We start from the raw sequence: 22,964 nt of genomic DNA, 5'->3' as shown, positions 1-22,964 counted from the left end.
GGTCAGCTGCCGGAGGTAACGGTCTCCTGCTCGCCGGCGGCGTCGGCCGGCTTGAGCGAACGGAGCAGCACGCTGGCGACGTCGACCACCTCGACCTGCTCGCCGGCCCCCTTGCCGTTGACCCCGTCGTTGAGCATCGTCGAGCAGAACGGGCAGCCGACCGCGATGGTCCTCGCCCCGGTGGACATGGCCTCCTCGACCCGGTCCACGTTGATCCGCTTGCCGATCTTCTCCTCCATCCACATCCGGGCGCCGCCGGCGCCGCAGCAGAAGGAGCGCTCGCTGTTGCGCGGCATCTCGGTCAGCTCGCCCTGGATGGAGTCGCCCAGCACCTCGCGCGGGGCGGCGAAGACGCGGTTGTGCCGGCCCAGGTAGCAGGGGTCGTGGTAGGTGACGCCACCGTCGACGGGCTGCACCGGGGTCAGCCTGCCGGTGGACACCAGGTGGGCCAGGAGCTGGGTGTGGTGCACCACCTCGAACTCGCCGCCGAGCTGCCCGTACTCGTTGCCGAGGGTGTTGAAGCAGTGCGGGCAGGTCGCGACGATCTTGCGCTTGTTCTTCTCCCGGCCGTCGAACGCCTCGTTGAGCGTCTCGACGTTCTGCTGGGCGAGCATCTGGAAGACGAACTCGTTGCCGATCCGGCGGGCCGGGTCGCCGGAGCAGGTCTCGCCCTCACCGAGGATGGCGAAGGAGACGCCCGCCTCGTTGAGCAGCGTGGCGACCGCCCGGGTGGTCTTCTTGGCCCGGTCCTCGAACGCGCCCGCACAGCCGACCCAGAACAGGTACTCGAAGTCGTCGACCTCGCCGACGCGCGGCACCTCGAAGCCGAGCCCCTTGGTCCAGTCCTCGCGGGTGTTCTGCGGGGCGCCCCAGGGGTTGCCCTTGTTCTCCAGGTTGCGCAGCATGACGCCGGCCTCGGACGGGAAGCTCGACTCGATCAGCACCTGGTAGCGGCGCATGTCGACGATGTGGTCGACGTGCTCGATGTCGACGGGGCACTGCTCGACGCACGCGCCGCAGGTGGTGCAGGACCAGAGCACGTCCGGGTCGATGACGCCGCCGTCCTCGGCGCCGCCGATCAGCGGCTTCTCGGCCTCGGCGAGCGCCAGCACGTCCACGTGGGCGAGCTGGGCGGCGGTGGCCTTCTCCTCGCCGGTCAGGTCCTTGCCGCCGCCGGCCAGCAGGTACGGAGCCTTGGCGTACGCGTGGTCGCGCAGGCTGAGCACGAGCAGCTTCGGCGACAGCGGCTTGCCGGTGTTCCAGGCCGGGCACTGCGACTGGCACCGCCCACACTCGGTGCAGGTGCTGAAGTCGAGCAGGCCCTTCCAGGTGAACTGCTCGACCTGGGCGACGCCGAACTGGTCCTTCTCGGGGTCGGCCTCCTCGAAGTCGAGCGGCTTGCCCTGACTCGTCATCGGCCGCAGCGCGCCGAGGCCGGAGCCGGCCCGGCCCGGGTCGCGCTTGAAGAAGATGTTGAAGAAGGCGAGGAACCGGTGCCAGGCGACGCCCATGGTCACGTTGAGCGCGATGACGATCAGCCAGGCCATCGAGATGGCGATCTTGACGAGGGCGGCGACGCTGACGCCGGCCGACCAGTCGGGCAGCAGCGCGCCGACGGCGTGGCTGACCGGGGTGGCCCACAGCGGGTACTCGAAGTGGTTGGTGGCCACCTTGAAGCCCCGGATCACGAAGCCCATGATCAGCACGGCGAGGACCACGGCCTCGACGAAGTAGCCCTGCCACATGGTGGAGCCGGTAAACCGGGAGCGCCCACCCGGCCGGGTGGGCCGGTTGCGGAGCCGGATCGCGATCAGGACCACGATGCCCACCACGCCGAGGACCGCGATCAGCTCGGTGACCAGGCCGTAGACCGCCAGGCCCCCGATCAGCGGCAGGCCGCCGGTCGGGGAGACGACCTCGAAGTACGCCTCCAGGACCAGCAGCGACAGCACGATGAAGCCGACCATGACGAACCAGTGCGCGGCGCCGACCACGCTCCAGCGAAGCATCCTGGTGTGGCCGGCGGTCTCGGCCAGCATCGTCCTCGTGCGGGCGCCCCGGTCGCCGAACCGCTCCGGGTCGGGCTGACCCAACCGGATGACTGCCACGATCCTCATGACCGCGCGCACCGCAAGCCACACCGCCACGGCGGTGACGGCCGCCGCGAGGATCGTGGTGACGATCTGGACGCTGCCCATCGAGTTGGCCTCCCGGTCTGCTGCCTGTCGAGCGGCTCGGCGGCCGGGGCCGGGTCAGGGGCGCGACCGACGCCGCGCCGTCGTCGCACCCCGACCGGACCGGTCGATGACCTTGCTCCGCTCGGTCATACAGTGCAGCCTACGCGAGAGTTACCCATCAGTAACGTGAGCCTTCTCGCACCTGAGCCGCGCCGCCCTGCGGACACCATAGGGTGCCCGACGTCGAAACGCCGGGCAGGGGCACGGCAGGGTGCCGCGGATCGTGCCGGGAGGGCGGGCCCGGGGCGGTGTTCGCGCTCCCGCCCGCCTGGCAGGCGACGCCGGCCCCTCGGGGTCAGCGTCAGCCGGGCCCGCCGCGGGGTCAGCGCCAGCGGGAGAGCAGGACCAGGGAGGCGACCATCGCGCCGAAGCCCACCGCGAGGTTCCAGTAACCCCACGACATGACCGGGTACGCCTGCTCGGAGAGGTAGTAGACCACCAGCCAGGCGATGCCGCCGACGATCAACGCGACCGCCGTGACCGGCAGCCAGACCGGGCTAGGCTTGCGCGTCGCCGCCGTCGCCGTCGGACGCACGTCCGTCGGCGGGGTGTACACCTTCTTCTTGCGGACCTGAGACTTGGGCACGACGCTCTCCAGAGGGGGTGACGACCTCGTCCGGCCTGACAACCGGGCGCGGGGGCGACGGTCCATGGCCAATAATGTTCGACAGCTAGCGTAGTCCGGATGACCCGTTCAGGCCATGAATGGGGTCAGGCCGATGCACGGAGTGACCGAAAAAGGCGGGACTGTTCGGGTCGCCGCACCGGCCCGCATCGTCGCGGGCCGACACGAGACGACGCGGAAGGAGCGCTCGGTGGAATACACGTCCGGCGCGGCCTCCTGGCAGAAGGTCCTCCGCCGGGCGGTCGCCGGTCTTCTGCCCCGGCGTCCCCGGCAGCGGCGTCCGGGCTGGTCGATCGGCGTGCCGCTGATCGCCGCCGCGGCCGGGCTGCTGTTCACCACCACCGCGACGACCGCCGGCGGCACCGCGCTGCGCGAGGACCGCCGGCCCCAGCTCACCCAGCTCATCGAGGACCGCCGGGTGCAGGTCGCCGCGAGCGAGCGCCGGGCCGCCCAGCTCCGGGGAGAGGTCGAGGACGAGACGGCGACCCTGGCCGATTCCGACGGCCCGATCAGGGAGCAGCGGGACCGCGCCGCGGCCAGCCGGCAGGACGCCGGGTTCACCGCGCTCACCGGCACGGGTGTCACGGTCGAGCTCAACGATGCCGTACGGCGGGCCGACCAGGAGCTGCCCGACGGCGCCACCAACGACGACCTGGTCGTCCACCAGCAGGATGTGCAGGCCGTCGTGAACGCGCTCTGGGCGGGCGGCGCGGAGGCGATGTCAATCATGAACGTCCGCGTCCTCAGCACCAGCGCGGTACGCTGCGTGGGTAACACCCTGCTGCTGCACGGGCGGGTGTACTCCCCTCCATTCAAGATCATTGCAATCGGCGACCCCGCTGCGCTCCGGCAGGCCCTCGCCGCGTCTGAGGGAGTGCAGATGTTCAAGGGCGCGGTCAACGACTTCCAGCTGGGCTACCGGGAGACCGTCTCGACGGTCACGGTGCCGGCGTTCGAGGACTCGACAGCCCTACGCTCGGCGACGGTGCCCCGGTGACCCGGAGGCCCGACGACAGCTGGGACGGCCAGCACCGGGGCCGGCAGGAGGAGGACACGACCTTCCTCCCCAGGCTCGACCGCGCCGACCCGGCCACCCCCGGGCCGGCGTCCCCTCACCCGGCTGCTCCCGGCCCGGCTACCGCAGACGCGGTGACCGCTGCTCCGCCCGGCCCGGCCCGCGCCGACCGGCCCGGCCCAACCGGTCCCTGGCCCGCCCCGGTGCTGACGCCCCGCCCGGCGGTGCCCCAGGCCCATCAGCCGGCGACCTCCCCGGCCCACCGGCCGGCGGTCTCCCAGGCGCACCGGCCGGCGGCGACCGACCGGATGCCCACGGAGGCCGTCCCGCCCCTGGCCGGGCCCCGCACCGCCCAGGAACGACCCGCACCGGCCCCGGACCCGGGGCGCGCCCACGACTGGTTCGCCGGCACCCCCCAGCGGTCCGCATCCGGGCCACCGGCCCCGGCCCACCCCTCGCAGGCCGCGCCCGCCCGGCCCCCCGTGGACGCCCCGGCCCGCCGGCCGGCGGCCCAGCCCGATCAGGCGTCGTACGGACGGCCCCCGGGCAACGGCGTCGAGCCCGAGCGGGCACCGCACGAGCGGCAGCCCGCCGGTGGCGGCGTCGGGTTCGGGCCAGGACACCGGCCGGCCGAGTTCGGGCCGGCCCCCCGACCGGCGCACGACACCGACGGTCCCACGGCCTTCATCCCTCCGGTCGAGGCGCGCGCCGCCGACCGCCCCGGGGCATCCCCCTCCCGTGGGTCCGGCTTCCCGGGCACCGTGCCGCCCGACGCGGTCGGCCGCCCCGCGGCGGACCGCCGCCCCGGCACCCCGCCGCCCGCTGCGGACCGTCGCCCCGGCACCCCGCCGACCGGGCCGGTGTCGCCCGCTCCGGTGTCGCCCGGGGTGGGGCGTCCGGTTCCGCCGGGCGGCGGCACTGGTCACCCCGCCGACCCGGCGGCCACCGCCGTCATCCCGGCGGTGCCCCGTCGGCCTCCGGCCCCCGACGCGACCGCGCTGATGGGCGCGGTGCCGCGCCTGCCCGACACCGGCGACGGGGCCGCCACGGAGGCGGAGCCGGCCGAGCCGTCCCGACTGCGCCGCGGCGAGCGGGTGGTCCAGCTCCGGGCCGAGCAGACCGACGAGGGCTACAAGAGCGTCTACTCCGACCTGACCCGGCCGACGTTCTGGACCCGGTTGCGCACCGGGATCCGGTTCACTGGCGAGCTGCTGATCACCTTCGGCCTGGTGGTGCTCCTCTTCGCCGGCTACGAGGTGTGGGGCAAGTCGGCCATCGTCGACGCCCACCAGAACGACCTCAGCAACCAGCTCGCCCAGGCGTGGGGCCCCACCGGCGACCCGACCGTGGCACCCAGCGCCAGCGCGTCGACGAAGCCGAAGCCGCCGGTGCACGGCAAGCCCATCGCCGGGCTCTACATCCCGACGCTCGACAAGAACTGGGTCGTGGTCGAGGGGGTCACCCAGCAGGACATCCGGTACGCCCCGGGTCACTACCCGGACAGCGCGATGCCCGGCGAGGTGGGCAACTTCTCCGTCGCCGGCCACCGCAACCGGGCGACCTTCTGGCGGCTGGACGAGCTGAACCCCGGCGACGCGATCGTCGTCGAGGGCAAGACCGAGTGGTACGTCTACCAGGTCTACAAGTCGCGCATCGTCAAGCCCAACCAGGTCGAGGTCGTCGCCCCGGTGCCGATGCAGCCGGGCGCGAAGCCGACGAAGAAGGTGCTCACGCTGACCACCTGCAACCCGAAGTTCGACAACTACCAGCGCCTGATCGTGCACGCCGAGCTGACCCGCACTCAGCCCAAGTCGGCGGGCCGACCGGCGGAGCTGGGGGGCTGACGATGTACGCCTGGATCTGGCGCAAGCTGCCGCTGGGCGTGCCCGGCAAGCTGCTCGGCTCGCTGCTGCTCGCCACCGCCACGGTGGCCCTGCTCTGGTACGTGGTCTTCCCGTGGGCGGAGCCGCTGCTCCCGTTCGACGACGTGCAGGTCACCCAGGACTCCGGCGTGCCGGGCGGCGGTTCGGGCGTGGACGGCGACGCCCCGCCGGCCGGCGACGAGCACGACCTGCCGTACGACACCGAGCAGAACAACACCCCGCCCCCCTCTCCGAGCAGGTGACGATGCGCGTCCTGGTGATCGACAACTACGACTCGTTCGTCTTCAACCTCGTGCAGTATCTCGGCCAGCTCGGGGTGGACTGCGAGGTGCGGCGCAACGACGAGATCGACGTCGAGGAGGTGGGGCGGGTCGGCGCGGCCGGCGTCCTGCTCTCCCCGGGGCCGGGCAGCCCCGACCGCGCCGGCATCTGCCTCGACGTCATCCGCCGGTACGCGGGCGAGCTGCCGATCTTCGGGGTCTGCCTGGGTCACCAGGCCATCGGCGAGGCGTTCGGGGCCACCGTGACCCGCGCCCCCGAGCTGCTGCACGGCAAGACCTCCGAGGTCAGCCACCACGGCGTCGGGGTGCTCGCCGGCCTGCCGGACCCGTTCACCGCCACCCGCTACCACTCCCTCGCCGTGCTGCCCGAGACCCTGCCCGAGGAGCTGGAGGTCACCGGCTGGACGGGTTCGGGGGTGGTCATGGCGATGCGGCACCGCACCCTGCCGATCGAGGGCGTCCAGTTCCACCCGGAGTCGGTGCTGACCGAGGGCGGTCACCTGATGCTGGCGAACTGGCTCGCCGCCTGTGGCCACCCGGAGGCGCTGGAGCGGGCCCCGGCGCTGGCCGCCGAGGTGGACGCGCGCCGCCGCGCCGCCTTCGCCACGGCGTGACGGGCGTCGTGGGTCGTATCGTCAGTGTTCGCTGGCGTCCCGCCGGCGGGCCCGGGCGGTCAGCAGGGTGACGGCCAGGACCGTCAACGAGACGACGCCGACGGCCTGGCCGATCCGGTCGATGCGCTCCGAGTTGCAGGCCCGGTACGCCCTCTCCCAGTAGTCCCCGTCCGAGGGGCCCCGCCAGCGGCTCAGGTCGGTCTGCAACACGTTGCCGCAGCTCTGCTGCTCGTGGTCGCCCGGGCCGAGGATGTGGATCGGCACGATCAGCAGGAGCGCCACCACGGCGGCACCGAGCCACGCGACCCGGGTCGGCGTCACCCGGGCGCCCGATCTCGATCCGCCCCGCGCGCTTTCGATCATCATCGGTCAGATGGTAGGGCACCCATCGGCCGGCGTCAGTCCTGGTCGAGGCGGGCCGGCGGGGTCGGGAAGGGGAAGCCGCCGCCGTTGCCGCCCCCGGTGGGGGTCGGCGTGGGCGTGGCCGGCGGGTTGCCCGTCGGCTCGGTCGGCTCGGGGCTGGGCTCGGGGATGTCGACCTCGATGGTGACCCGCTTGCCCCGCTCCAGCTCCGTGCCGCCCCGGGGGTTCTGGCCGGACACCTTGCCGGCCTGGTCGGCGGGGACCTCGTCGCCGTCGACGATCTTCACCACGTACCCGGCCTGCTCCAGCTCCCGCTTGGCGTCGTCGGCCGAGGAGCCGACGACATTCGGCACCTGCCGGACGTTGCCGCGGGAGACCTCCACGGTCACGGTGCTCTCCTCGGCGACCTTGGTGCCGGACTTCGGGGAGACGTTCGTGACGATCCCCTCCGGCGAGGAGCTGCTGACCTCCTTCTTGTTCACCTTCAGGTTGAGGGCTTCGAGCTGCTGCTCGACGTTCTCGAACTGGGAGCCGACCAGCCCGTTGGGGATCGCGACCTCCGGCTTGCCGGAGCAGATCTGGATGGTGACGCCCCGGCCCTTCTCCAGTTGGGTGGTCGGCGGCGGGTTCTGCGCCGCGACGGTGTCCTTCTTGCAGGTGCTGTTGGCGATCGGGTCGCCGACGGCGGGGACCAGGCCGGCCTGTTCGAGCTGGGCCACCGCCGCCGCCTGGGTCTGCCCCGTCAGGTCGGGCACGGCGATCTTCTCGGCGTCGCTCCCGTTCATGAGGAAGGCGGTGATCAGGGCGATGATCGCGAGCACCCCGAGCGCGGCGAAGGTGGCGATCACCCAGGAGGACGCCCGGCGCTGGCGCGGGTCGCCGACCCGGGCCGGCGGCTGCTGCCGGGTGGCCGCGCCCCCGACGACCTGGGTCGGGTAGCCCGACCCGGCGGCCGACATCGGCGCGGTCTCGGCCTCGCGCATCACCGGGGTGGCGAGCACCGGCCGGCCGGCCGCCGCCCGGAGCAGGTCGGCCCGCATCTCGCCGGCGCTCTGGTAGCGGTTGAGGGGATTCTTCGACAGCGCCTTGAGCACGATCGCGTCGACCGCGGGGTTGACGTCGGGGTTGATGTCGCTCGGCGTCGGCGGGGCCTCCCGCACGTGCTGGTACGCCACGCTGACCGGGCTGTCCCCGACGAACGGCGGGTGGCCGCAGAGCAGCTCGAACAGCACGCAGCCGCCGGCGTACACGTCGGAGCGGGCGTCGACCGCCTCGCCGCGCGCCTGCTCGGGCGAAAGGTATTGCGCCGTGCCGATGACCGCGCTGGTCTGCGTCATCGTGGTCGCGCCGGAGGCCAGCGCCCGCGCGATGCCGAAGTCCATCACCTTGACCTGGCCGGTCTGGGTGAGCATCACGTTTCCGGGCTTGATGTCCCGGTGGATGATCCCGTGCCGGTGGCTGAACTCCAGCGCGGCGCACATGTCGGCGCAGATCTCCAGCGCGCGGCGCGGCTGGAGCCGCCCCTCGACGCCGAGCACCTCCTTGAGGGTCCGCCCGTTGACGAACTCCATCACGATGAACGGCAGCGTCTCGCCGGTCGGCCCCGTCTCCTCGCCGGTGTCGTAGACCGCGACGATGGCCGGGTGGTTGAGCGAGGCGGCGTTCTGTGCCTCGCGGCGGAACCGCATCTGGAAGGTGGCGTCGCGGGCCAGGTCGGCCCGGAGCATCTTGATCGCGACGTCGCGGCCGAGCCGGAGGTCACGGCCGCGGTGCACCTCGGCCATGCCGCCGTAGCCGAGCAGCTCGCCGACCTGATACCTGCCACCGAGCAGGCGGGCCTGCGCTGTCATCGCGTCTGTCGTCCTTCGCTCGTCGTCGTCTCGCCGCCACCCGGCAGGAGTCGTCGTTCCACCCGACGGTACGGCGTCCCGGACGGATCGTCGCGCCCGCCGGCCTGGAGCACGTCGGACGCCACGGCCCGGGGGCCGGACCCGCCGGGGTCACCGGCTGCCGTGTTCTTCCGCAGGTTGTAGGAAATCACGCCGGAGCAGAGCAGGACCAGTGCGGCCACCAGGATGAACAGCCAAACCGCCCCTGACCTGGACCGCTGCGGCGGGGCCGGGGGCGGGCCAGGCTGGCGGGCGTACGCGAGGGGGTTGGCCTGGCGGACCGGGGCCGGCGGCGGCACGGTCGCCGCGCCGCGCGGGTAGGCCGGCGGCTGGTGCACCGCGGGCGGGCGGGGCTGGTGGGTGACCGGAGGGCGGGGCGTCGCCACCGGGGGACGCGGCTGCGGCGGCGCCGGGATCGGGCGCTGCTGCGGCGGCGCGGAGGTGGGCACCGGGCGCTGCGCCACCGCGGGCGGCCGGGACGCGGGCGGCACCTGGGCGCGCGCCTGAGGGCCGGCCGGGGATGCCGGGGCGGCGGAGACCTGCCCGACGTGGCCGCCGCCACGGGGCTGCTGCCCCAGCGCGAGCTTCGCCTGCCGGGCCACCCCGGCGAGGGCGGCGGCGCTGGGCCAGCGGGCGGCCGGGTCCTTCGCCATGGCCCGCTCGACGATGGCCCGGACCGGGGGCGGGATGTCCGCCGGCAGCGGCCGGGGGGTGTCCCGGACGTGCTTCATGGCGATCTCTAGCGGATTGTCGCCCTCGAACGGCCGCCGGCCGGCCAGGCACTGGTAGGCGACCACGCCGAGGGCGTAGACGTCGGAGGCGGGCGTGGCCACCGCGCCGGTGGCCTGCTCGGGAGAGATGTAGGAGGCGGTGCCGAGCACCGAGCCGGCGGCGGTGAGCTGGGCGACCAGCTCCGACCGGGCGATGCCGAAGTCGGTCAGCACGAGGGTGCCGTTGGGCCGGACCAGCAGATTGCCGGGCTTCACGTCGCGGTGCACGATGCCCTTGCAGTGCGCCGCGTGCAGCGCGTCGGCGGCCTGGGCGAGCAGGGCCATCGTGCGCGCCGGGGTGAGCCGGCCGACCCGGCCCAGCGTCGAGGAGAGCGCATCGCCCTCCACGTATTCCATGACCAGGAAGGCGATCTGCTGGTCGTGGCCGAAGTCGTAGACGTCGACCACGCCGGGGTGGTTGATCGTGGCCATGGTGCGGGCCTCGCCGCGGAACCGCTCGGCGAAGTCGGGGTCGTCGAGCAGCGCCGGGAGCAGGCTCTTCACCGCGACCGTGCGGCCCAGCACCTGGTCGGTGCCGCGCCACACGTCGCCCATGCCGCCGCTGGCGATCCGCTCGTCGAGGCGGTAGCGGTTGCCGAGCTGGACCCCGGGGCTGAGCATGTCAGCGCCCCCCGGAGTCGGCAGCCGCCGCCTGCATGATCTTGCCGGCGATCCGGGCCGCCTCGGCGCTGCCGCCGCTGCCCGCCTCCTCCAGCACCACACACACGGCGGAGACCGGGGTGCCCTTCGAATCCAGGGCGAAGCCGATGAACCAGCCGTGGTCGGGGGTCTGGGGGCCCGACTGGGCCGTGCCGGTCTTGCCGCCGACGGTGTAGCCGTTGAACTTCGCGTTGCGGCCGGTGCCGTTCTCCACCACGCTCACCATCATGTCGCGCAGGTCCGACGCGACCTGCCCGCTGACCGGTTGGCGCAGCTCGCGCGGCTTGGCCGTGTAGTAGCTGGTGGTGCGGTCCGGCGCGAGGAGCTGCCGCACCAGGTAGGGGCGCATCTGGCTGCCGCCGTTGGCGACCGCCCCGGCGATCAGGGCCCCCTGCAGCGGGGTCATCTTGACGTCCCGTTGGCCGATGGAGGACTGGGCCAGCGCGGCCGGGTCGGTGCTGCCGTCGGGGCCCTGCATGGCCCCGGTCCGGCTGGCCGCCACCGGCAGCCCGCCCTCGCCGAGCTGGCCGACGGTCAGGTCGTCCTGCTCGAAGCCGAACTGCTGGGCCTTCTCCTTCACCTTGTCCGCGCCGAGCTCCACGCCGAGCTTGGCGAAGCCCGTGTTGCAGGACTCGGTGACCGCGCTGATCAGGGTGACCTCGGACTCGGGACAGATCGACGGCACCGCGTTGCGGATCGGGGTGCCCGAGGTCGGCGGGGTGTAGCTGGGGCCGGCCGAGATCTGGGTGTTCTTGCCGATGCCGTTCTCCAGCGCGGCGGCGGCCACCACGATCTTGAAGGTGGAGCCCGGGGGCAGCACCTCCGACAGCGCCCGGTTCTTCAGCGGGCCACCCTCGGCGCTCTCCAGCTTGTTGTACGCCGCCGTCGCCTCGTCGGTGTCGTGGCTGGCCAGCGGGTTCGGGTCGAAGCTGGGCATGGAGACCAGCGCCTGCACCGCGCCGGTACGCGGGTCGAACGCGATCGCCGCGCCCTTCTTCGCGCCGACCTGGTTGTTGGACAGCCCGTTGAACGCGGCGTCCTGGGCCCGCTTGGAGAGGGTCAGCAGCACGTTGCCGCCGCCGGTCTCGTCGCCGGTGAACATGTCCTTGATCCGGTTGGCGATCAGCGCGTCGCTGGTGCCGGCGAGGAAGTCGTTCTCGATCCGCTCGATGCCGGTGTCGCCCAGGTTGACCGGCTTGTAGCCGAGGACGTGCGCGTACTTCTCCCCACCGGGGTAGGTGCGCAGGAACCGCAGCTTGCCGCCGGTCTCCTTGCTGGTGGCGAGCGCCGTGCCGCCGGCCTCGATGTTGCCGCGCTTGCGCTCGTACTCGGCCACCTGGACCCGGCCGTTGTAGTCGCTGTTGCGGTATTCGTCGGCCTTGTACGCCTGGATCCAGTTCAGGTTCGCGAAGAGCAGACCGAACAGGACCATCGCGACGACGCCGACGCGGCGCAGGGGTGCGTTCACGGCCGGATCACCTCCGTGGGGGCACCGTGCAACTGCTCGGGTGGGCCGCCCCCTGGTCGGGCCGCCGGGCCGCCGCCGCTGGTGACCGGGCGGCGGGCCGCGTCGGAGACCCGCAGCAGCACCGCGATGAGCAGCCAGTTGGCCATCAGCGACGAGCCGCCGGCGGAGAGGAACGGGGTGGTCTGGCCGGTCAGCGGGATGAGCTTGCTGATCCCGCCGACGATCACGAAGACCTGGAGGCCGAGGGTGAAGGCGAGGCCGCCGGCGAGCAGCTTGCCGAACGAGTCCCGCACGGCGAGCGCGGCCCGCAGGCCCCGCTCCACGATGAGCAGGTAGACCACCAGCAGCGCGGAGAGGCCGAACAGCCCGATCTCCTCGCCGATGCCGGCGAAGATGAAGTCGTTCTGCACCTCGGGGATCTCCAGCGGCTCCCCGCCGCCGGGGCCCGCGCCGAACAGGCCGCCGCTGCCCAGCGCCAGCAGGCCCTGCACGAGCTGGTAGCCGTCCTGGTAGGGGTCGGCGAACGGGTCCAGCCAGATCTGGGCCCGCAGGTGGAAGTTGGCGAACGGCCCGCCGACGAGACCGCCGAGCACGTACGCGAGGTAGGCGCCGCCGAAGAACAGGATCAGGCCGATGAGCAGCCAGCTCACCCGTTCGGTGGCGATGTAGAGCGTCACCACGAACATGCCGAAGTAGAGCAGCGAGGTGCCCAGGTCCTTCTCGAAGACGAGCACCAGCACGCTCAGCGCCCAGACCGCGAGCACCGGCCCCAGGTCCCGCCCGCGCGGGAAGTCGATGCCGAGGAACCGGTGGCTGGCCAGCGACAGCACCTCGCGTTTGCGGACCAGGTAGTAGGCGAAGAAGGCGAGCAGCGCGAGCTTGGCGAACTCACCCGGCTGGATCTGCCCCAGCCCGGGCACGATGATCCAGAGCTTCGCGCCGTAGATCTCCGAGTATTTCGCCGGCAGGACCGCCGGGATCATCACCAGCACGATGCCGGCGAGGCCCAGGGTGTACGCGTACCGGGAGACCGAGCGGTGGTCGCGCATCAGCGCCAGCAGGCCGGCGGCGAGCATCACCGACCCCAGCGTCCAGGCGAACTGGCGACCGCCGTTGCCGGCGAAGATCGCCAGCGACTCCCGGTCAGCGGGGGCGGCCCGGGCCAGGTCGAGCCGGCGCAGGAAGCCGACCCCGATGCCGTTGAGCAGCGCCACCGCCGGCAGCAGGGCCGGGTCGGCGTAGGGGGCCAGGAACCGGATGACGACGTGCAGGGCGAGGAAGACGCCCGCCAGCACGGCGGTGGGGACCCAGAAGTCCGGGGTGACCGTGTCGAGCACGGTCGCCTCCACCGTCGCGCCGTACGCGGCGACGATCACCAGGGCCAGCAGCAGCAACGACAGTTCCGCGTTGCGCCGCGACCGGGCCAGGCGTACGCCGGGCTGCTCGCCCGTCGTGGCGGGCGAGGCGGCCGGTGCGGCGGCTGCGGTCACGGAGGTGTCCTCGGTTTTCTCAGCCGACGCTCACTCCGGCGACCGGCAACCGGCCGGGTCGGCCGGCGGAACCGTGTCGGAGGGCAGCACGTCGGGCGTCTCGGTGGGCGAGGGGGTCGGGGTGGCGACGGGTCGGGCGGTGCCGGAGGCCGTGCGGGTCGCCCCCGGCTTGACCGGGGGCCTCGTGGGCTCCGGCGTCGTCGCCTCGGGGGTCGGCGTCGGGGTCGGCTGGCAGATCGGCTTGAGGTTGGGGTTCAGCGGGTCGTCGCTGGTCAGCTCGGCCAGCCGGCGCTCGGCGTCGGGCTCGTCGCGGGCCGGGATGCCCTGCTTCACCTGCTCCTGCGCGGCGAGGGTCAGGTCGTCGAGCCGGGCGGGGCTGACGGAGTGCTCGGCGGAGAGGTCGAGGCCGGCGATCTGCCCCTGCACGCCCCGGAACACGGCCACCCGGCCGTCCTCGGTGGCGCCGACGTAGTACTGCCGCTGCGTGTACGTCCACCCGCCGAGGAGCGCGCCGCCGAGGATGACCAGCAGGGCGAGGGTCATCGCCGCGGTACGCAGGGGACGGCGCTTCGGGCGGTCGTCGTCGCCGTCGTCGTCTGCCGGCTCCTCTGGAGCGGGCGGCCGGGGGGCGGAGAGCGCGGAGGCGCGCGCGGCGGGGGTGGAGACGTCGGCGGAGGTGGCCATGCCCCGGTCCCGGGCGGCGGCGCCGCCGACGATCGGGCTCGCCTCGACGATGTCCCGGTCGGTGGCGTCGGCGATGATCACCGTGATGTTGTCGGGGCCGCCGCCGCGCAGCGCGAGCTGGACGAGCCGCTCGACGCACTGCTGCGGGTCGGCGTACTCCCGCATGGTGTCGGCGATGGTCTCGGCGCTCACCACGCCGGAGAGGCCGTCGCTGCAGATCAGGTAGCGGTCGCCGGGGAGCACCTGCCGGACGCTGTATTCCGGGTCGATGTCGCGGCCGTCGAGCGCCCGGGTGAGCAGCGAGCGCTGGGGGTGGCTGCTCGCCTCCTCGGCGCTGATCCGGCCCTCGTCGACGAGCATCTGGACGTAGGTGTCGTCCTTGGTGATCTGCGCGAACTCGCCGTTGCGCAGCAGGTAGGCCCGCGAGTCGCCGATGTGGACCATGCCGAGCTTGGTGCCGGAGAAGAGGGTCGCGGTCAGCGTGGTGCCCATCCCCTCCAGCTGCGGGTTGGCGTCCACGGTGTCGCGGAGCTGCTGGTTGGCGGTGCCCACGGCCGAACGCAGCGCGTCGACCAGGGCGTCACCGGGGACGTCCTCGTCGAGCGGCGCCATGGCACCGATGACGATGTTGCTGGCGACGTCACCGGCGGCCATGCCGCCCATGCCGTCGGCGACGGCGAGAAGCCGCGGCCCGGCGTAGACGGAATCCTGGTTACCGTCTCGGATCAGACCGCGGTCGCTGTGGGCCGCATAGCGCAGGGTCAGAGTCATGGCCGTAATTCGAGAGAGGTGCGTCCGATGCGGATCGGCACGCCGAGGGGGACGGGGGTTGGTCCGGTGACCTTAGCGCGATCGAGGTAGGTGCCGTTAGTCGATCCGAGGTCCTCGACGAACCACTGCCCGTCGCGGGGCACGAGCCGGGCGTGTCGCGCCGAGGCGTAGTCGTCGGTGATGACGAGGGTCGAATCCTCGGCCCGACCGATGGTGATCTGCGCTTCGCCCAGGGTGATCCGGGTGCCGGCGAGCTGACCGGCGGTCACCACCAGCTGGTGCGCGGCCCTGCCCCGCTTCACCTTGGCCGGTTTGGCCTGCGGCTGGCCGGTCGAGGCGCCCACGGCCCGGGGCGCGGCCACCAGCCGGCCCGACCGGGCGCCGGCGAACAGGTCCCGGCGGATGACGCCGACCACCGTGAAAACGAAGATCCACAGCAGGATCAGGAACCCGAACCGGGCGACGGTGATGACGAGTTCCGGCAAGGCGGATCAGCCGTCCACGCGGAAGGTCAGGGTGGTGGTGCCGAGCTGGATCATGTCGCCGGGGTTGAGCGCGACGGCGGAGACGCGCTGGCCGTTGACCATCGTGCCGTTGGTCGAGCCGAGGTCGGTCAGCACGACCTGGCCACCGTCGAAGTCCAGCCGGGCGTGTCGGCGGGAGATCCCGACGTCGGGCAGGCGCAGGTTGGCCTGGTCGCCCCGGCCGATCACGGTCGAGCCCATCTGGAGCGGGTAGGTGCGGCCGTCGCCGGAGACCAGCCGGACGTTGCGCCCGCCGCCGTGCCCCGGCGGCGGGCCGTAGCCGCCGCCCTGGTCGTACGCCGGATAGGCGGGGCCGGCGTCGTAGCCGCCCTGGTCGTAGCCCGGGGCGGAGACCGGTGCCACGTCGCCGCCGGTGTAGACCTCGGCGGTGACCCGGAACATGCCGGTGTCGAGGCCCTCGCCGCGCTCGATCTCGACGATCACGTCGCCGTAGACCGTCCAGGCCTGCTCGCCGATGAACTCCGCCTGCGACTGGGCCAGCTCCTGGGCCAGGGCGGCGGCGTACGGCGCCAGGCGGTTGTGGTCGTAGGGCGAGAGATCGATCACGTAGCGGTTGGGCACCAACGTGCGCCCGCCGGCCAGGATCGCCTTGTGCGCCTCGGCCTCCCGCTGCATGGCGTTGAGGATCTCCACGGGGTGGACCACCCCTTTGAAGACCTTGGCGAAGGCTCCCTCCACCAGGCCTTCCAGACGCTTCTCGAAGCGTTGCAGCACGCTCACCGGCTCCTCCTCGGGTCCCGAGGACATGATGGTATCCGGCCGGCGCGCGCGCAGCTCACACGCCGCTCGGCCGGCCCTCGCCGGCCCGTTCGAACGGGCCCTTTCCCCCGTGCTACAGTTTCGTCCGCCACGAACGGTAACCGGTCGCGGCGCAGGCCAGGGACACCGTAGGATGTGCCGGGCCCGCTGGGGACAGCGGATCCGGAGCAGGCTAGAGTGTTCCGGGTCAAGCCACGGGGAAGTGGCGGAATGGCAGACGCGCACGGTTCAGGTCCGTGTGCCCGAAAGGGCGTGGGGGTTCAACTCCCCCCTTCCCCACCAGAGCGAGGGCTCCGCAGCACGCGGGGCCCTTTCGCCGTTCCGTGGGGCCCGGCGTCCCATCCGGTGGGTGCCGGACGTCACGCTATGCTCCGATCGTTTCCCTGCCTCCGATGGACCAGGAGTGGCGTGTGAGTGTCGCGTTGGTGACCGGGTCGGGCGGCCTGATCGGTTCCGAGGCGGTCCGGCACTTCGCCGGCCTCGGTCTCGACGTCGTCGGCATCGACAACGACATGCGGCAGGAGTTCTTCGGCGTCGAGGCGTCGACCGCGTGGAACGTCCGGCGGCTGGCCGAGGAGCTGGGCGGGGCGTACTCGCACCACAGCATCGACATCCGGGACCGCGACTCGCTGGCGAAGCTCTTCGCCCGGTACGGCCGGGACATCGCCGTGGTGATCCACACCGCCGCGCAGCCGTCGCACGACTGGGCGGTGCGCGACCCGTTCACCGACTTCGACGTCAACGCCGGCGGCACCCTCAACGTGTTGCAGAACGTGCGCGAGCACTGCATCGAGGCTCCGGTGATCCACTGCTCGACCAACAAGGTCTACGGCGACCGCCCCAACAGCCTCCCGCTGGTCGAGCTGGAGTCCCGCTGGGAGATCGAGCCGGGGCACCCGTACGAGCAGGGCATCCGCGAGGACATGTCGATCGACGCCTGCCTGCACTCGGTCTTCGGCGCGTCGAAGGTCGCCGCCGACGTGATGGTGCAGGAGTACGGCCGCTACTTCGGGATGCGCACCGCCTGCTTCCGGGGCGGCACGCTGACCGGCCCGGCGCACTCCGCCACCGAGCTGCACGGCTTCCTCGGGTACGTGATGCGCGCCAACATGGAGCGTCGGACGTACAAGATCTTCGGCTACCAGGGCAAGCAGGTGCGGGACGCGATCCACAGCTCGGACGTGGTGTCGGCGTTCGAGGCGTTCTTCCGCGACCCGCGCTCGGCGGCCGTCTACAACCTCGGCGGCGGCCGGCACTCCAACACCTCCAACCGGGAGGCGTTCGCCCTGGCCGAGCAGATCACCGGCCAGGAGATGATCACCGAGTACGTCGAGGCGAACCGGATCGGCGACCACAAGTGGTGGATCGGCTCCAACGAGGCGTTCCAGGCCGACTACCCGGCCTGGAAGCAGGTCTACGACGTACCGATGATCATGCGCGAGATCTACGAGGCCAACGTGGACAAGTGGGTGCCCGGGGCATGACGGACGGCAGCAAGCGCAACGTTCTCGGCGTCCTCGTCGACGCCACCGACTACGCCACCGCGACCGAGCGGGTGGTGACGGCGGCGCACGAGCGTCGGCCGCTGGCGCTCACCGCGCTCGCCGTGCACGGGGTGATGACCGGGGTGCTCGACCCGGCGCACAACGCCCGGCTCAACTCGTTCGACGTGGTCACGCCCGACGGGCAACCGGTGCGCTGGGCGCTCAACCTGCTGCACCACGCCAACCTGGCCGACCGGGTCTACGGCCCGCTGCTGACCCTGCACGTGCTGCGCCGGTTCGCCGAGGAGGGCCTGCCGGTCTATCTGTACGGCTCGACGGAGGAGACGCTGTCCCGGCTGATCCCCGCCCTGGAGCGGATGTTCCCGGCGCTGAAGATCGCCGGGGTGGAGCCGTCGAAGTTCCGCGCCGTGCAGCCCGGCGAGGACGCCGAGATCGCCGACCGGATCCGGTCCAGCGGGGCCCGGCTCGTCCTGGTCGGCCTCGGCTGCCCCCGGCAGGAGGTCTTCACGTACGCGATGCGCCCGCTGCTGGACATGCCGATGATGGCCGTCGGGGCGGCCTTCGACTACCACGCGGGGCTGCTGCGCAACCCGCCGCCGTGGATGCAGCGGGCCGGCCTGGAGTGGTTCTGGCGGCTCGGCCTGGAGCCGAAGCGCCTCTGGCGGCGGTACGTCATCCTCAACCCGGCCTACCTGGCCCGGCTGGCGGCGCAGAAGACCGGCCTGTGGAAGGCGAAGCCACCCACTCCGGCCACCGAGCGCCCCGCCACCTTCGCCGTCTAGGCCGCCCGCGCCACCCCTACGGGGCGGGGCTGCGGGACGAACGGGGGGCCGACCCGGATTCGGCGGGCGTCGAACTGGGCAAGGCTGATGCCATGGACGGGCATCTCATCGTGCTGTTGCCGGTCGCCGGCGTGTGGCTGGCCGCGGGCCTCCTCGCCGAGCGGCTGCCCCGGCCGCACCGCGCCCGCGCGCTGCGCCGGCGTACCGGATGGTTGCTCGCCCTGACGGCGACCGGCCTCGGCCTGACGGCGACGGTGCTCGCCGCCGGCCTGACCAGCGCCGGCGCCGGGACGGTCGACCGGGCCGCCGCCGGGCTGGCCCTGGCGGCCACCCCCGCGCTGCTGGTGGCGGCCGTCACCGCCCGCCGGGTCCGCCGGCTGTGGGCCGGTGCGGGGGCGTTCGCCGCCGCACCGGAGACGCCTGCCCCGCACGGGCTGCGGGCCGCCGCGGCGCATCCGCTGATCGGCCTGCCGCTCCAGGTCACCGCCCTGGCCACGGTGCCGGGGGTGCTGTCGGCCAGCGGCCTCGACCTCTTCGCCGGGCCCGGCACCACCGGCGCCGCGATCACCGTCGCCGCGCTGGGCGTCGCCGCGATCGGGGTACGCCACGCGCTGCGCCACAGCCGCCTCGCCGAGCGGGCGGTGACCCGACGCCCGGGGTCAGCGCGAGCGGCCAGCGCCGCCCTGCACGTATAGCAGCTCCAGGATCGCCCGGGTCGCCTCGAACCAGCGGTCCAGCCAGCCGGGCGGCGGCACGCTGCCCTTGGGGGGCAGCTCCAGCAGCAGCCCGCGCAGCAGCGGGTGGTCGACCAGCGAGTCGGTGGCCGTCGAGCCGGTCGACCAGCCCGACGGCGGGAACGACGGCTCGGTCAGCGGGTTCGGGTCCAGCGACGGCAGCGACAGCGGCGGGCCGGCCTGGTCGAGGGCGGTCGAGCCGTCGTCCCGGGCGCCGATCTCGGTATCGGTGGAGACCACCTCCGTCAGGACCGTGTCCCGGCGGGCCCCGCGGTATTTCCCGCCGAACCGCTCCGGCTTGCCCGGACCGTTGGTGAGGTTCTCTGAACCGATCGTCGTCATCGTCTCGCCTGCCTCGCTCGGGTGCCGATCCGGGTGGCCGTTGCCGATCCGGTAGCTGGTCCGGGTCGTCGACCAGCGCCGTCCCGACGGGTTCAACGACCCGGGCCGACGGTGGAAACGCGACGGGCGCGACCCCCGCCCCGGCCACGCTGCCGGAAGAGGGGTCACGCCCGTCGTGTCTAGGGGTCAGCGATCAGTCCCGGAGGAACGCGCCGTCCCTGGCCCCGGCGACGAAGGCGTGCCAGCCCGCCGGAGCGAAGACCAGGTTGGGACCGCTCTTGTCCTTCGAGTCCCGTACCCCGACCGCCCCGGTCACGTACGCCACCTCCACGCAGTTGTCACAGTTCGGCCCGCTCTTCGAGCTCTTGAACCACGTCGCCCGCGTCAGGTCCCCACGGAACCCCTTGGTCGCCATTTCCACAACGGCTCCTCTGCCAGTTTTGCGATTTGTGCGATGGATTCCTCCGGGCGTGTGGCTGCTGCTCGAACATGATCGAAGATGAAGCTGTACTTCTGTAGCTCGTCGCTCTTCTCCAGGAAGAGCCCACCCGTGGCGTTCTCCGCGTACACGACATCCGGATCATTTGCTTCTGGGAAGCTGAGGATGGTGAAGGTGCCGTCCATCCCGGCGTGCGCCCCGACCGAGAACGGCAGGATCTGAAGCGTCACGTTCGGCAGCTCCGCCACCTCCACCAGCCGCTTGAGCTGACCACGCATCACCGCGTCGCCGCCCACCGGCCGGCTCAGCACCGCCTCATCGAGCACCACCCACAGATCGACCGGATCGTCCTGGGTCAACAACGACTGACGGCCCAGTCGGACACGCACCCGTTGCTGAACCTGTTCGGTGGTGAAGTCCGGACGGGCGGCACGGATCATCGCCGAGGCGTACTCCTCGGTCTCCAGCAGGCCCGGGACGACCTGCTGCTCGTACTGCCGGATCGAGCTGGCGGCCGACTCCAGGCCGACGTACGCCCCCACCAGCACCGTGCTGTAGGGATGCCACCAGCCCTTCTGCCGGGCCTCCCGGGCGATCTGCACCAGCTCGTCGCTCTCCGCGCCGGACACTCCGTAGATCAGCAGCATGTCCCGGACGTCGCGCGGGGTGGCGGTGGTGTGGCCGGTCTCGATCCTGGAGATCTTCGACGCCGAGCACTCCAGCTGCTCGGCCACCGCCTCGATGGTGATGCGCGCGGCGTCGCGGTGCCGGCGCAGTTCGGCGCCGAGCCGGCGTCGACGGATGGTCGGGCTGCGCCGCTCGCTCACGACGCGCCCCGACGGCCCCCTGGGCCGAATCGCTCGCTGCTCGCCCTCACCCGGTTACCTCCGGTCGGTCGCGCCCGGGGTCGACGCCCGCCGGGGGCGCGACCGTCGGAACGGCGGGCGAGCGTTCGCGGCAGGGGTGATGGTGCCGGTCGTCGACCGGCCGCGTCGGGCGAAACCGGCGTCCAGTGTGCCGGTCCGGGGACAGCGGCATCAAGCGTCTATTTCCGCGAGCCGCTCACGTATCGGCAAAAGTCGACATGCAACTTGCATGAAGCACGCCACTCGTGCAATCTGTCCGTAGGGCTCGAATCACTCACCGTTCCGGTCGGCCGCCGGAGAGAGGCGATCCACCGACGGGTGGGGCGTCCGGTCGAGGGATCCCAGCCCGGCACCGCACGACAGGTCCGCTCCGGGCGAGGTCCCCGCTGCCGCACGTCAGTTGACTGTGGCGGCGGGCGCGACGACCGGGAGCGGCGGGGTGCTGGTCGGGCGCGGGCACGCCACCAACGCGCCCGACCCGACCAGCGCCACCAGCTCCGCCGGTTCACGAGGCACAACCCCGTCACCGGGCGAGACATCCCCCGAAACCCCAGCCACCGGCGTGCCCGCCGGCCGATCTCCCCAGGAGACCTCTGTGCTTCCCCGCTCAGGTGACGTGCTGCACGTGACGCGCGCGGCGAGTGTCCAGTTCCTCAAACCGATCATGTTCCGCGTGATCCGGGTGCTCGACTGGCCCACCTACGACGGTTGGATGTGGCTCGAGGGCTACGAGCTGAACGCGGCGGGGGACGCGGTGAGCAGGCGTTCGATCTACGTGCAGGCCGCGGGGCTGCGTCAGCTCCGGGTCGCCGCGCAACCCCGGCAGCGCGCCGTCCCCGTCCGGCCGCGCCGCCCCGTGGTGCGCACCCCCGCCCGGGTCGGCTGACCAGCCCAAACCCGTCCCGGTGGGCGTGCCGCCGCCATAGAATCGGTACGCCCACCCCGGCGAACGTCTCCACCCCGCGCGTCCCGGACCCTGAACCTGGGATGGTCATGGTCATACTGCCCGCCGCGCGGCGGCACCACAGGTCCCGCACGATCTACGCCTTCGGGCTGCTGGCGCTCCTCGGCGCCGCCACCACCCTCGGGGTGGTGGTCCGCTATCCGGCCCTGTCCGCCACCGAACTGGCCGCGCCGGTCCCCGCGCCGGAGATCACCGTCATCGACGAGGAGCCCGAGCCCGGCTGGGCCGCCCCGGCGGATCCACCGGCGGTGCCGGGCCCGGTCGGTGCGGGAGCTGGCGCGGTGGGCGGGCCGACCGATCCACCGTCCGGCGCGGGTGCCGGCGTCGGAACGGACCCGGTGGTCGAGGCCGGGCGGGCCCCGGCCGGGCCTGCCGCCCAGCGGGACGAGACGAGCCGGTCCCTGTTCTGGTCCGGCCTCCTCGGGCTCGCCATCTCCCTGGCCGGGCTGGGCCTGGTCGGCACCAGACGCCGCAGGTGGTGACCGGCACCGGGCCCGGAGCTCGATGACCCGACGCCGGGCGTGGTGACCGGATCCGGCGTCAGGGGGTCGCCGTGGTCGTCGGGGCCGCCGCGCTGCTCGTCGGCGTCGGGCTCGCCGCGACCACCAGGGTGACCTGCCCACCGGCCGGCACCAACGCGCCCGCCCCCGGGTCGGTCTCCAGCACCGTGCCGGCCGGCCGGTCGGACTCGCGGGTCTCGACCCGGTGCTCGACCCCGAGCCGGTCCAGGATCCGCTCGGCCGTCGCCCTGGGCAGCCCCACCAGCGGTGGCATCGGCACCCCGGCCGGGGTCGTGGCGGGTGGCGTCGTGGCCGGCGTGGTGGACGGCCCACCGGTCGTCGCCCCGGTCGTCGGCGCCCCGGTCGTCGCCGGTGCCGAGGTCGGGCCCGCCGACGGCGTCTCCTCGGGGCCGGTGCCGCCGCCGGCCGACAGGGCCAGCCAGAACCCGACGCCCAGCAGGCCGAGCAGCAGCAGCGCCACGACACCGAGCAGGATCGGCGTCCACCAGCGCCGGCCGGGTTGCTCCTCGGCGTACCACTCGCCGGTCGGGGCCCCGTACTCCGCCGGCCGGGGCGGCGGCACCCCGGCCCGGCCGGACCACACCTGCCCGCCGGCCGGCTCCGGCCGGGCCTGGCCATCGCGCTTCGGCAGCGGCCGGGTCTGGTCACCGGCGTCGTCGGGGGGCGGGTCCTGGCGGTCGTCGCTCATGGCACGTCCTCTCCCACACCGGGCGGGCGGCTGGCCTTCGCATCCACGCTAACCGCTGTGGGCCGGCGT

23 protein-coding genes and 1 tRNA gene are annotated in these 22,964 nt (G+C 73.0%); 10 read left to right on the top strand and 14 right to left on the bottom strand.

All coding sequences use genetic code 11. The annotated features are described in order from the left end of the window. Positions 1 to 2: 2 nt before the first annotated feature. Complete coding sequence (locus tag ACFYWL_RS07900; RefSeq protein ID WP_386968945.1) at positions 3 to 2,198, bottom strand: (Fe-S)-binding protein; 2,196 nt, start codon at positions 2,196 to 2,198, stop codon at positions 3 to 5. A gap of 361 nt (positions 2,199 to 2,559) precedes the next feature. Continuing rightward, a complete protein-coding gene (locus tag ACFYWL_RS07895; protein ID WP_386968942.1) occupies positions 2,560 to 2,823 on the bottom strand; it encodes a cell division protein CrgA in 264 nt (87 codons plus the stop codon). Between the two features lie 229 nt (positions 2,824 to 3,052). On the opposite strand from ACFYWL_RS07895, the gene ACFYWL_RS07890 reads away from it, so the two are divergent. Genes ACFYWL_RS07890 through ACFYWL_RS07875 form a run of 4 tightly spaced genes read left to right on the top strand, consistent with a single transcriptional unit; the run spans position 3,053 to position 6,655 of the window. After that, the gene (locus ACFYWL_RS07890; RefSeq protein ID WP_386968940.1) at positions 3,053 to 3,859 is read left to right on the top strand and encodes a DUF881 domain-containing protein; all 807 of its coding nucleotides are present in this window, start codon (positions 3,053 to 3,055) and stop codon (positions 3,857 to 3,859) included. Then, positions 3,856 to 5,721 carry a class E sortase gene (locus tag ACFYWL_RS07885; protein WP_386968937.1) on the top strand — a complete coding sequence of 622 codons (1,866 nt, stop codon included), beginning with the start codon at positions 3,856 to 3,858 and terminating at the stop codon, positions 5,719 to 5,721. Before ACFYWL_RS07890 ends, ACFYWL_RS07885 begins: the two co-directional genes overlap by 4 nt. Before the next feature lie 2 nt (positions 5,722 to 5,723). Next, on the top strand, positions 5,724 to 6,002 hold the full coding sequence (locus ACFYWL_RS07880; protein WP_386968934.1) for a hypothetical protein: 279 nt from the start codon (positions 5,724 to 5,726) through the stop codon (positions 6,000 to 6,002). Between the two features lie 2 nt (positions 6,003 to 6,004). Then, positions 6,005 to 6,655, top strand: coding sequence for an aminodeoxychorismate/anthranilate synthase component II (locus tag ACFYWL_RS07875; RefSeq protein WP_386968931.1), 651 nt, complete (start codon positions 6,005 to 6,007; stop codon positions 6,653 to 6,655). A 21-nt stretch (positions 6,656 to 6,676) separates the two neighbouring features. Here ACFYWL_RS07875 and ACFYWL_RS07870 read toward each other — a convergent pair whose 3' ends face one another. Genes ACFYWL_RS07870 through ACFYWL_RS07835 form a run of 8 tightly spaced genes read right to left on the bottom strand, consistent with a single transcriptional unit; the run spans position 6,677 to position 16,042 of the window. After that, positions 6,677 to 7,021: a hypothetical protein gene (locus tag ACFYWL_RS07870; RefSeq protein WP_386968929.1), complete on the bottom strand. Its 345-nt coding sequence runs from the start codon at positions 7,019 to 7,021 to the stop codon at positions 6,677 to 6,679. A 32-nt stretch (positions 7,022 to 7,053) separates the two neighbouring features. After that, positions 7,054 to 8,868, bottom strand: coding sequence for a Stk1 family PASTA domain-containing Ser/Thr kinase (pknB, locus tag ACFYWL_RS07865; RefSeq protein ID WP_386968926.1), 1,815 nt, complete (start codon positions 8,866 to 8,868; stop codon positions 7,054 to 7,056). Next, a complete protein-coding gene (locus tag ACFYWL_RS07860; RefSeq protein WP_386968924.1) occupies positions 8,865 to 10,298 on the bottom strand; it encodes a protein kinase in 1,434 nt (477 codons plus the stop codon). Before ACFYWL_RS07860 ends, pknB begins: the two co-directional genes overlap by 4 nt. 1 nt (position 10,299) lies before the next feature. Next, positions 10,300 to 11,805, bottom strand: a complete 1,506-nt coding sequence (locus ACFYWL_RS07855; RefSeq protein ID WP_386968922.1) for a peptidoglycan D,D-transpeptidase FtsI family protein — start codon at positions 11,803 to 11,805, stop codon at positions 10,300 to 10,302. Next, positions 11,802 to 13,295 carry an FtsW/RodA/SpoVE family cell cycle protein gene (locus ACFYWL_RS07850; RefSeq protein ID WP_386968919.1) on the bottom strand — a complete coding sequence of 498 codons (1,494 nt, stop codon included), beginning with the start codon at positions 13,293 to 13,295 and terminating at the stop codon, positions 11,802 to 11,804. Before ACFYWL_RS07850 ends, ACFYWL_RS07855 begins: the two co-directional genes overlap by 4 nt. Before the next feature lie 30 nt (positions 13,296 to 13,325). Further along, positions 13,326 to 14,750, bottom strand: a complete 1,425-nt coding sequence (locus ACFYWL_RS07845; RefSeq protein ID WP_386968917.1) for a PP2C family protein-serine/threonine phosphatase — start codon at positions 14,748 to 14,750, stop codon at positions 13,326 to 13,328. Beyond that, the gene (locus tag ACFYWL_RS07840) at positions 14,747 to 15,235 is read right to left on the bottom strand and encodes an FHA domain-containing protein (protein ID WP_007073875.1); all 489 of its coding nucleotides are present in this window, start codon (positions 15,233 to 15,235) and stop codon (positions 14,747 to 14,749) included. Before ACFYWL_RS07840 ends, ACFYWL_RS07845 begins: the two co-directional genes overlap by 4 nt. Before the next feature lie 6 nt (positions 15,236 to 15,241). Continuing rightward, positions 15,242 to 16,042, bottom strand: a complete 801-nt coding sequence (locus ACFYWL_RS07835) for a DUF3662 and FHA domain-containing protein (protein ID WP_043961072.1) — start codon at positions 16,040 to 16,042, stop codon at positions 15,242 to 15,244. Between the two features lie 208 nt (positions 16,043 to 16,250). On the opposite strand from ACFYWL_RS07835, the gene ACFYWL_RS07830 reads away from it, so the two are divergent. From ACFYWL_RS07830 to ACFYWL_RS07815, 4 genes are all read left to right on the top strand, one after another. Next, positions 16,251 to 16,336, top strand: a tRNA-Leu gene (locus ACFYWL_RS07830). A 128-nt stretch (positions 16,337 to 16,464) separates the two neighbouring features. Continuing rightward, complete coding sequence (locus ACFYWL_RS07825; RefSeq protein WP_386968913.1) at positions 16,465 to 17,538, top strand: NAD-dependent epimerase/dehydratase family protein; 1,074 nt, start codon at positions 16,465 to 16,467, stop codon at positions 17,536 to 17,538. Next, positions 17,535 to 18,341 (top strand): WecB/TagA/CpsF family glycosyltransferase, encoded by an 807-nt coding sequence (locus tag ACFYWL_RS07820; RefSeq protein WP_386968911.1) that lies wholly within the window; start codon positions 17,535 to 17,537, stop codon positions 18,339 to 18,341. The genes ACFYWL_RS07825 and ACFYWL_RS07820 overlap by 4 nt, the downstream gene beginning before the upstream one ends. Before the next feature lie 92 nt (positions 18,342 to 18,433). After that, a complete protein-coding gene (locus ACFYWL_RS07815) occupies positions 18,434 to 19,036 on the top strand; it encodes a hypothetical protein (protein WP_386968909.1) in 603 nt (200 codons plus the stop codon). Here ACFYWL_RS07815 and ACFYWL_RS07810 read toward each other — a convergent pair. The 3 genes from ACFYWL_RS07810 to ACFYWL_RS07800 all read right to left on the bottom strand — a co-directional run bounded on the left by ACFYWL_RS07810 (position 19,001) and on the right by ACFYWL_RS07800 (position 20,683). Next, positions 19,001 to 19,417 carry a hypothetical protein gene (locus ACFYWL_RS07810; RefSeq protein ID WP_386968906.1) on the bottom strand — a complete coding sequence of 139 codons (417 nt, stop codon included), beginning with the start codon at positions 19,415 to 19,417 and terminating at the stop codon, positions 19,001 to 19,003. The genes ACFYWL_RS07815 and ACFYWL_RS07810 overlap by 36 nt on opposite strands. 193 nt (positions 19,418 to 19,610) lie before the next feature. Then, entirely contained in the window at positions 19,611 to 19,832 is a 222-nt protein-coding gene (locus tag ACFYWL_RS07805; protein ID WP_043961068.1) for a DUF397 domain-containing protein, read from the bottom strand. Next, the gene (locus tag ACFYWL_RS07800; protein WP_386968903.1) at positions 19,802 to 20,683 is read right to left on the bottom strand and encodes a helix-turn-helix domain-containing protein; all 882 of its coding nucleotides are present in this window, start codon (positions 20,681 to 20,683) and stop codon (positions 19,802 to 19,804) included. Before ACFYWL_RS07800 ends, ACFYWL_RS07805 begins: the two co-directional genes overlap by 31 nt. A gap of 634 nt (positions 20,684 to 21,317) precedes the next feature. On the opposite strand from ACFYWL_RS07800, the gene ACFYWL_RS07795 reads away from it, so the two are divergent. Beyond that, entirely contained in the window at positions 21,318 to 21,608 is a 291-nt protein-coding gene (locus tag ACFYWL_RS07795) for a hypothetical protein (protein WP_386968900.1), read from the top strand. 101 nt (positions 21,609 to 21,709) lie between these two features. Then, on the top strand, positions 21,710 to 22,168 hold the full coding sequence (locus tag ACFYWL_RS07790) for a hypothetical protein (protein WP_386968897.1): 459 nt from the start codon (positions 21,710 to 21,712) through the stop codon (positions 22,166 to 22,168). Positions 22,169 to 22,226: 58 nt separating this feature from the next. Here the strand turns inward: ACFYWL_RS07790 and ACFYWL_RS07785 are convergent, their stop codons facing one another. Then, positions 22,227 to 22,895 (bottom strand): PASTA domain-containing protein, encoded by a 669-nt coding sequence (locus ACFYWL_RS07785; RefSeq protein ID WP_386968895.1) that lies wholly within the window; start codon positions 22,893 to 22,895, stop codon positions 22,227 to 22,229. Between the last annotated feature and the right edge of the window lie 69 nt (positions 22,896 to 22,964).

This window comes from Micromonospora sp. NPDC002575 (assembly GCF_042889525.1).
In the GTDB taxonomy this organism is placed as follows: Bacteria; Actinomycetota; Actinomycetes; order Mycobacteriales; family Micromonosporaceae; genus Micromonospora; species Micromonospora carbonacea.
The sequence above is the reverse complement of the archived record's forward strand: the minus strand, read 5'-3'. Positions and strand labels throughout refer to the sequence as shown.

Bases quoted from the DNA above. Each gene is read 5' to 3' on its own strand.
- ACFYWL_RS07900 (WP_386968945.1), bottom strand. From the start codon at position 2,198: ATGGGCAGCGTCCAGATCGTCACCACGATCCTCGCGGCGGCCGTCACC.
- ACFYWL_RS07880 (WP_386968934.1), top strand. From the start codon at position 5,724: ATGTACGCCTGGATCTGGCGCAAGCTGCCGCTGGGCGTGCCCGGCAAG.
- ACFYWL_RS07875 (WP_386968931.1), top strand. From the start codon at position 6,005: ATGCGCGTCCTGGTGATCGACAACTACGACTCGTTCGTCTTCAACCTC.
- ACFYWL_RS07870 (WP_386968929.1), bottom strand. From the start codon at position 7,021: ATGATGATCGAAAGCGCGCGGGGCGGATCGAGATCGGGCGCCCGGGTG.
- pknB (WP_386968926.1), bottom strand. From the start codon at position 8,868: ATGACAGCGCAGGCCCGCCTGCTCGGTGGCAGGTATCAGGTCGGCGAG.
- ACFYWL_RS07860 (WP_386968924.1), bottom strand. From the start codon at position 10,298: ATGCTCAGCCCCGGGGTCCAGCTCGGCAACCGCTACCGCCTCGACGAG.
- ACFYWL_RS07845 (WP_386968917.1), bottom strand. From the start codon at position 14,750: ATGACTCTGACCCTGCGCTATGCGGCCCACAGCGACCGCGGTCTGATC.
- ACFYWL_RS07835 (WP_043961072.1), bottom strand. From the start codon at position 16,042: ATGTCCTCGGGACCCGAGGAGGAGCCGGTGAGCGTGCTGCAACGCTTC.
- ACFYWL_RS07820 (WP_386968911.1), top strand. From the start codon at position 17,535: ATGACGGACGGCAGCAAGCGCAACGTTCTCGGCGTCCTCGTCGACGCC.
- ACFYWL_RS07815 (WP_386968909.1), top strand. From the start codon at position 18,434: ATGGACGGGCATCTCATCGTGCTGTTGCCGGTCGCCGGCGTGTGGCTG.
- ACFYWL_RS07810 (WP_386968906.1), bottom strand. From the start codon at position 19,417: ATGACGACGATCGGTTCAGAGAACCTCACCAACGGTCCGGGCAAGCCG.
- ACFYWL_RS07805 (WP_043961068.1), bottom strand. From the start codon at position 19,832: ATGGCGACCAAGGGGTTCCGTGGGGACCTGACGCGGGCGACGTGGTTC.
- ACFYWL_RS07790 (WP_386968897.1), top strand. From the start codon at position 21,710: ATGGTCATGGTCATACTGCCCGCCGCGCGGCGGCACCACAGGTCCCGC.
- ACFYWL_RS07785 (WP_386968895.1), bottom strand. From the start codon at position 22,895: ATGAGCGACGACCGCCAGGACCCGCCCCCCGACGACGCCGGTGACCAG.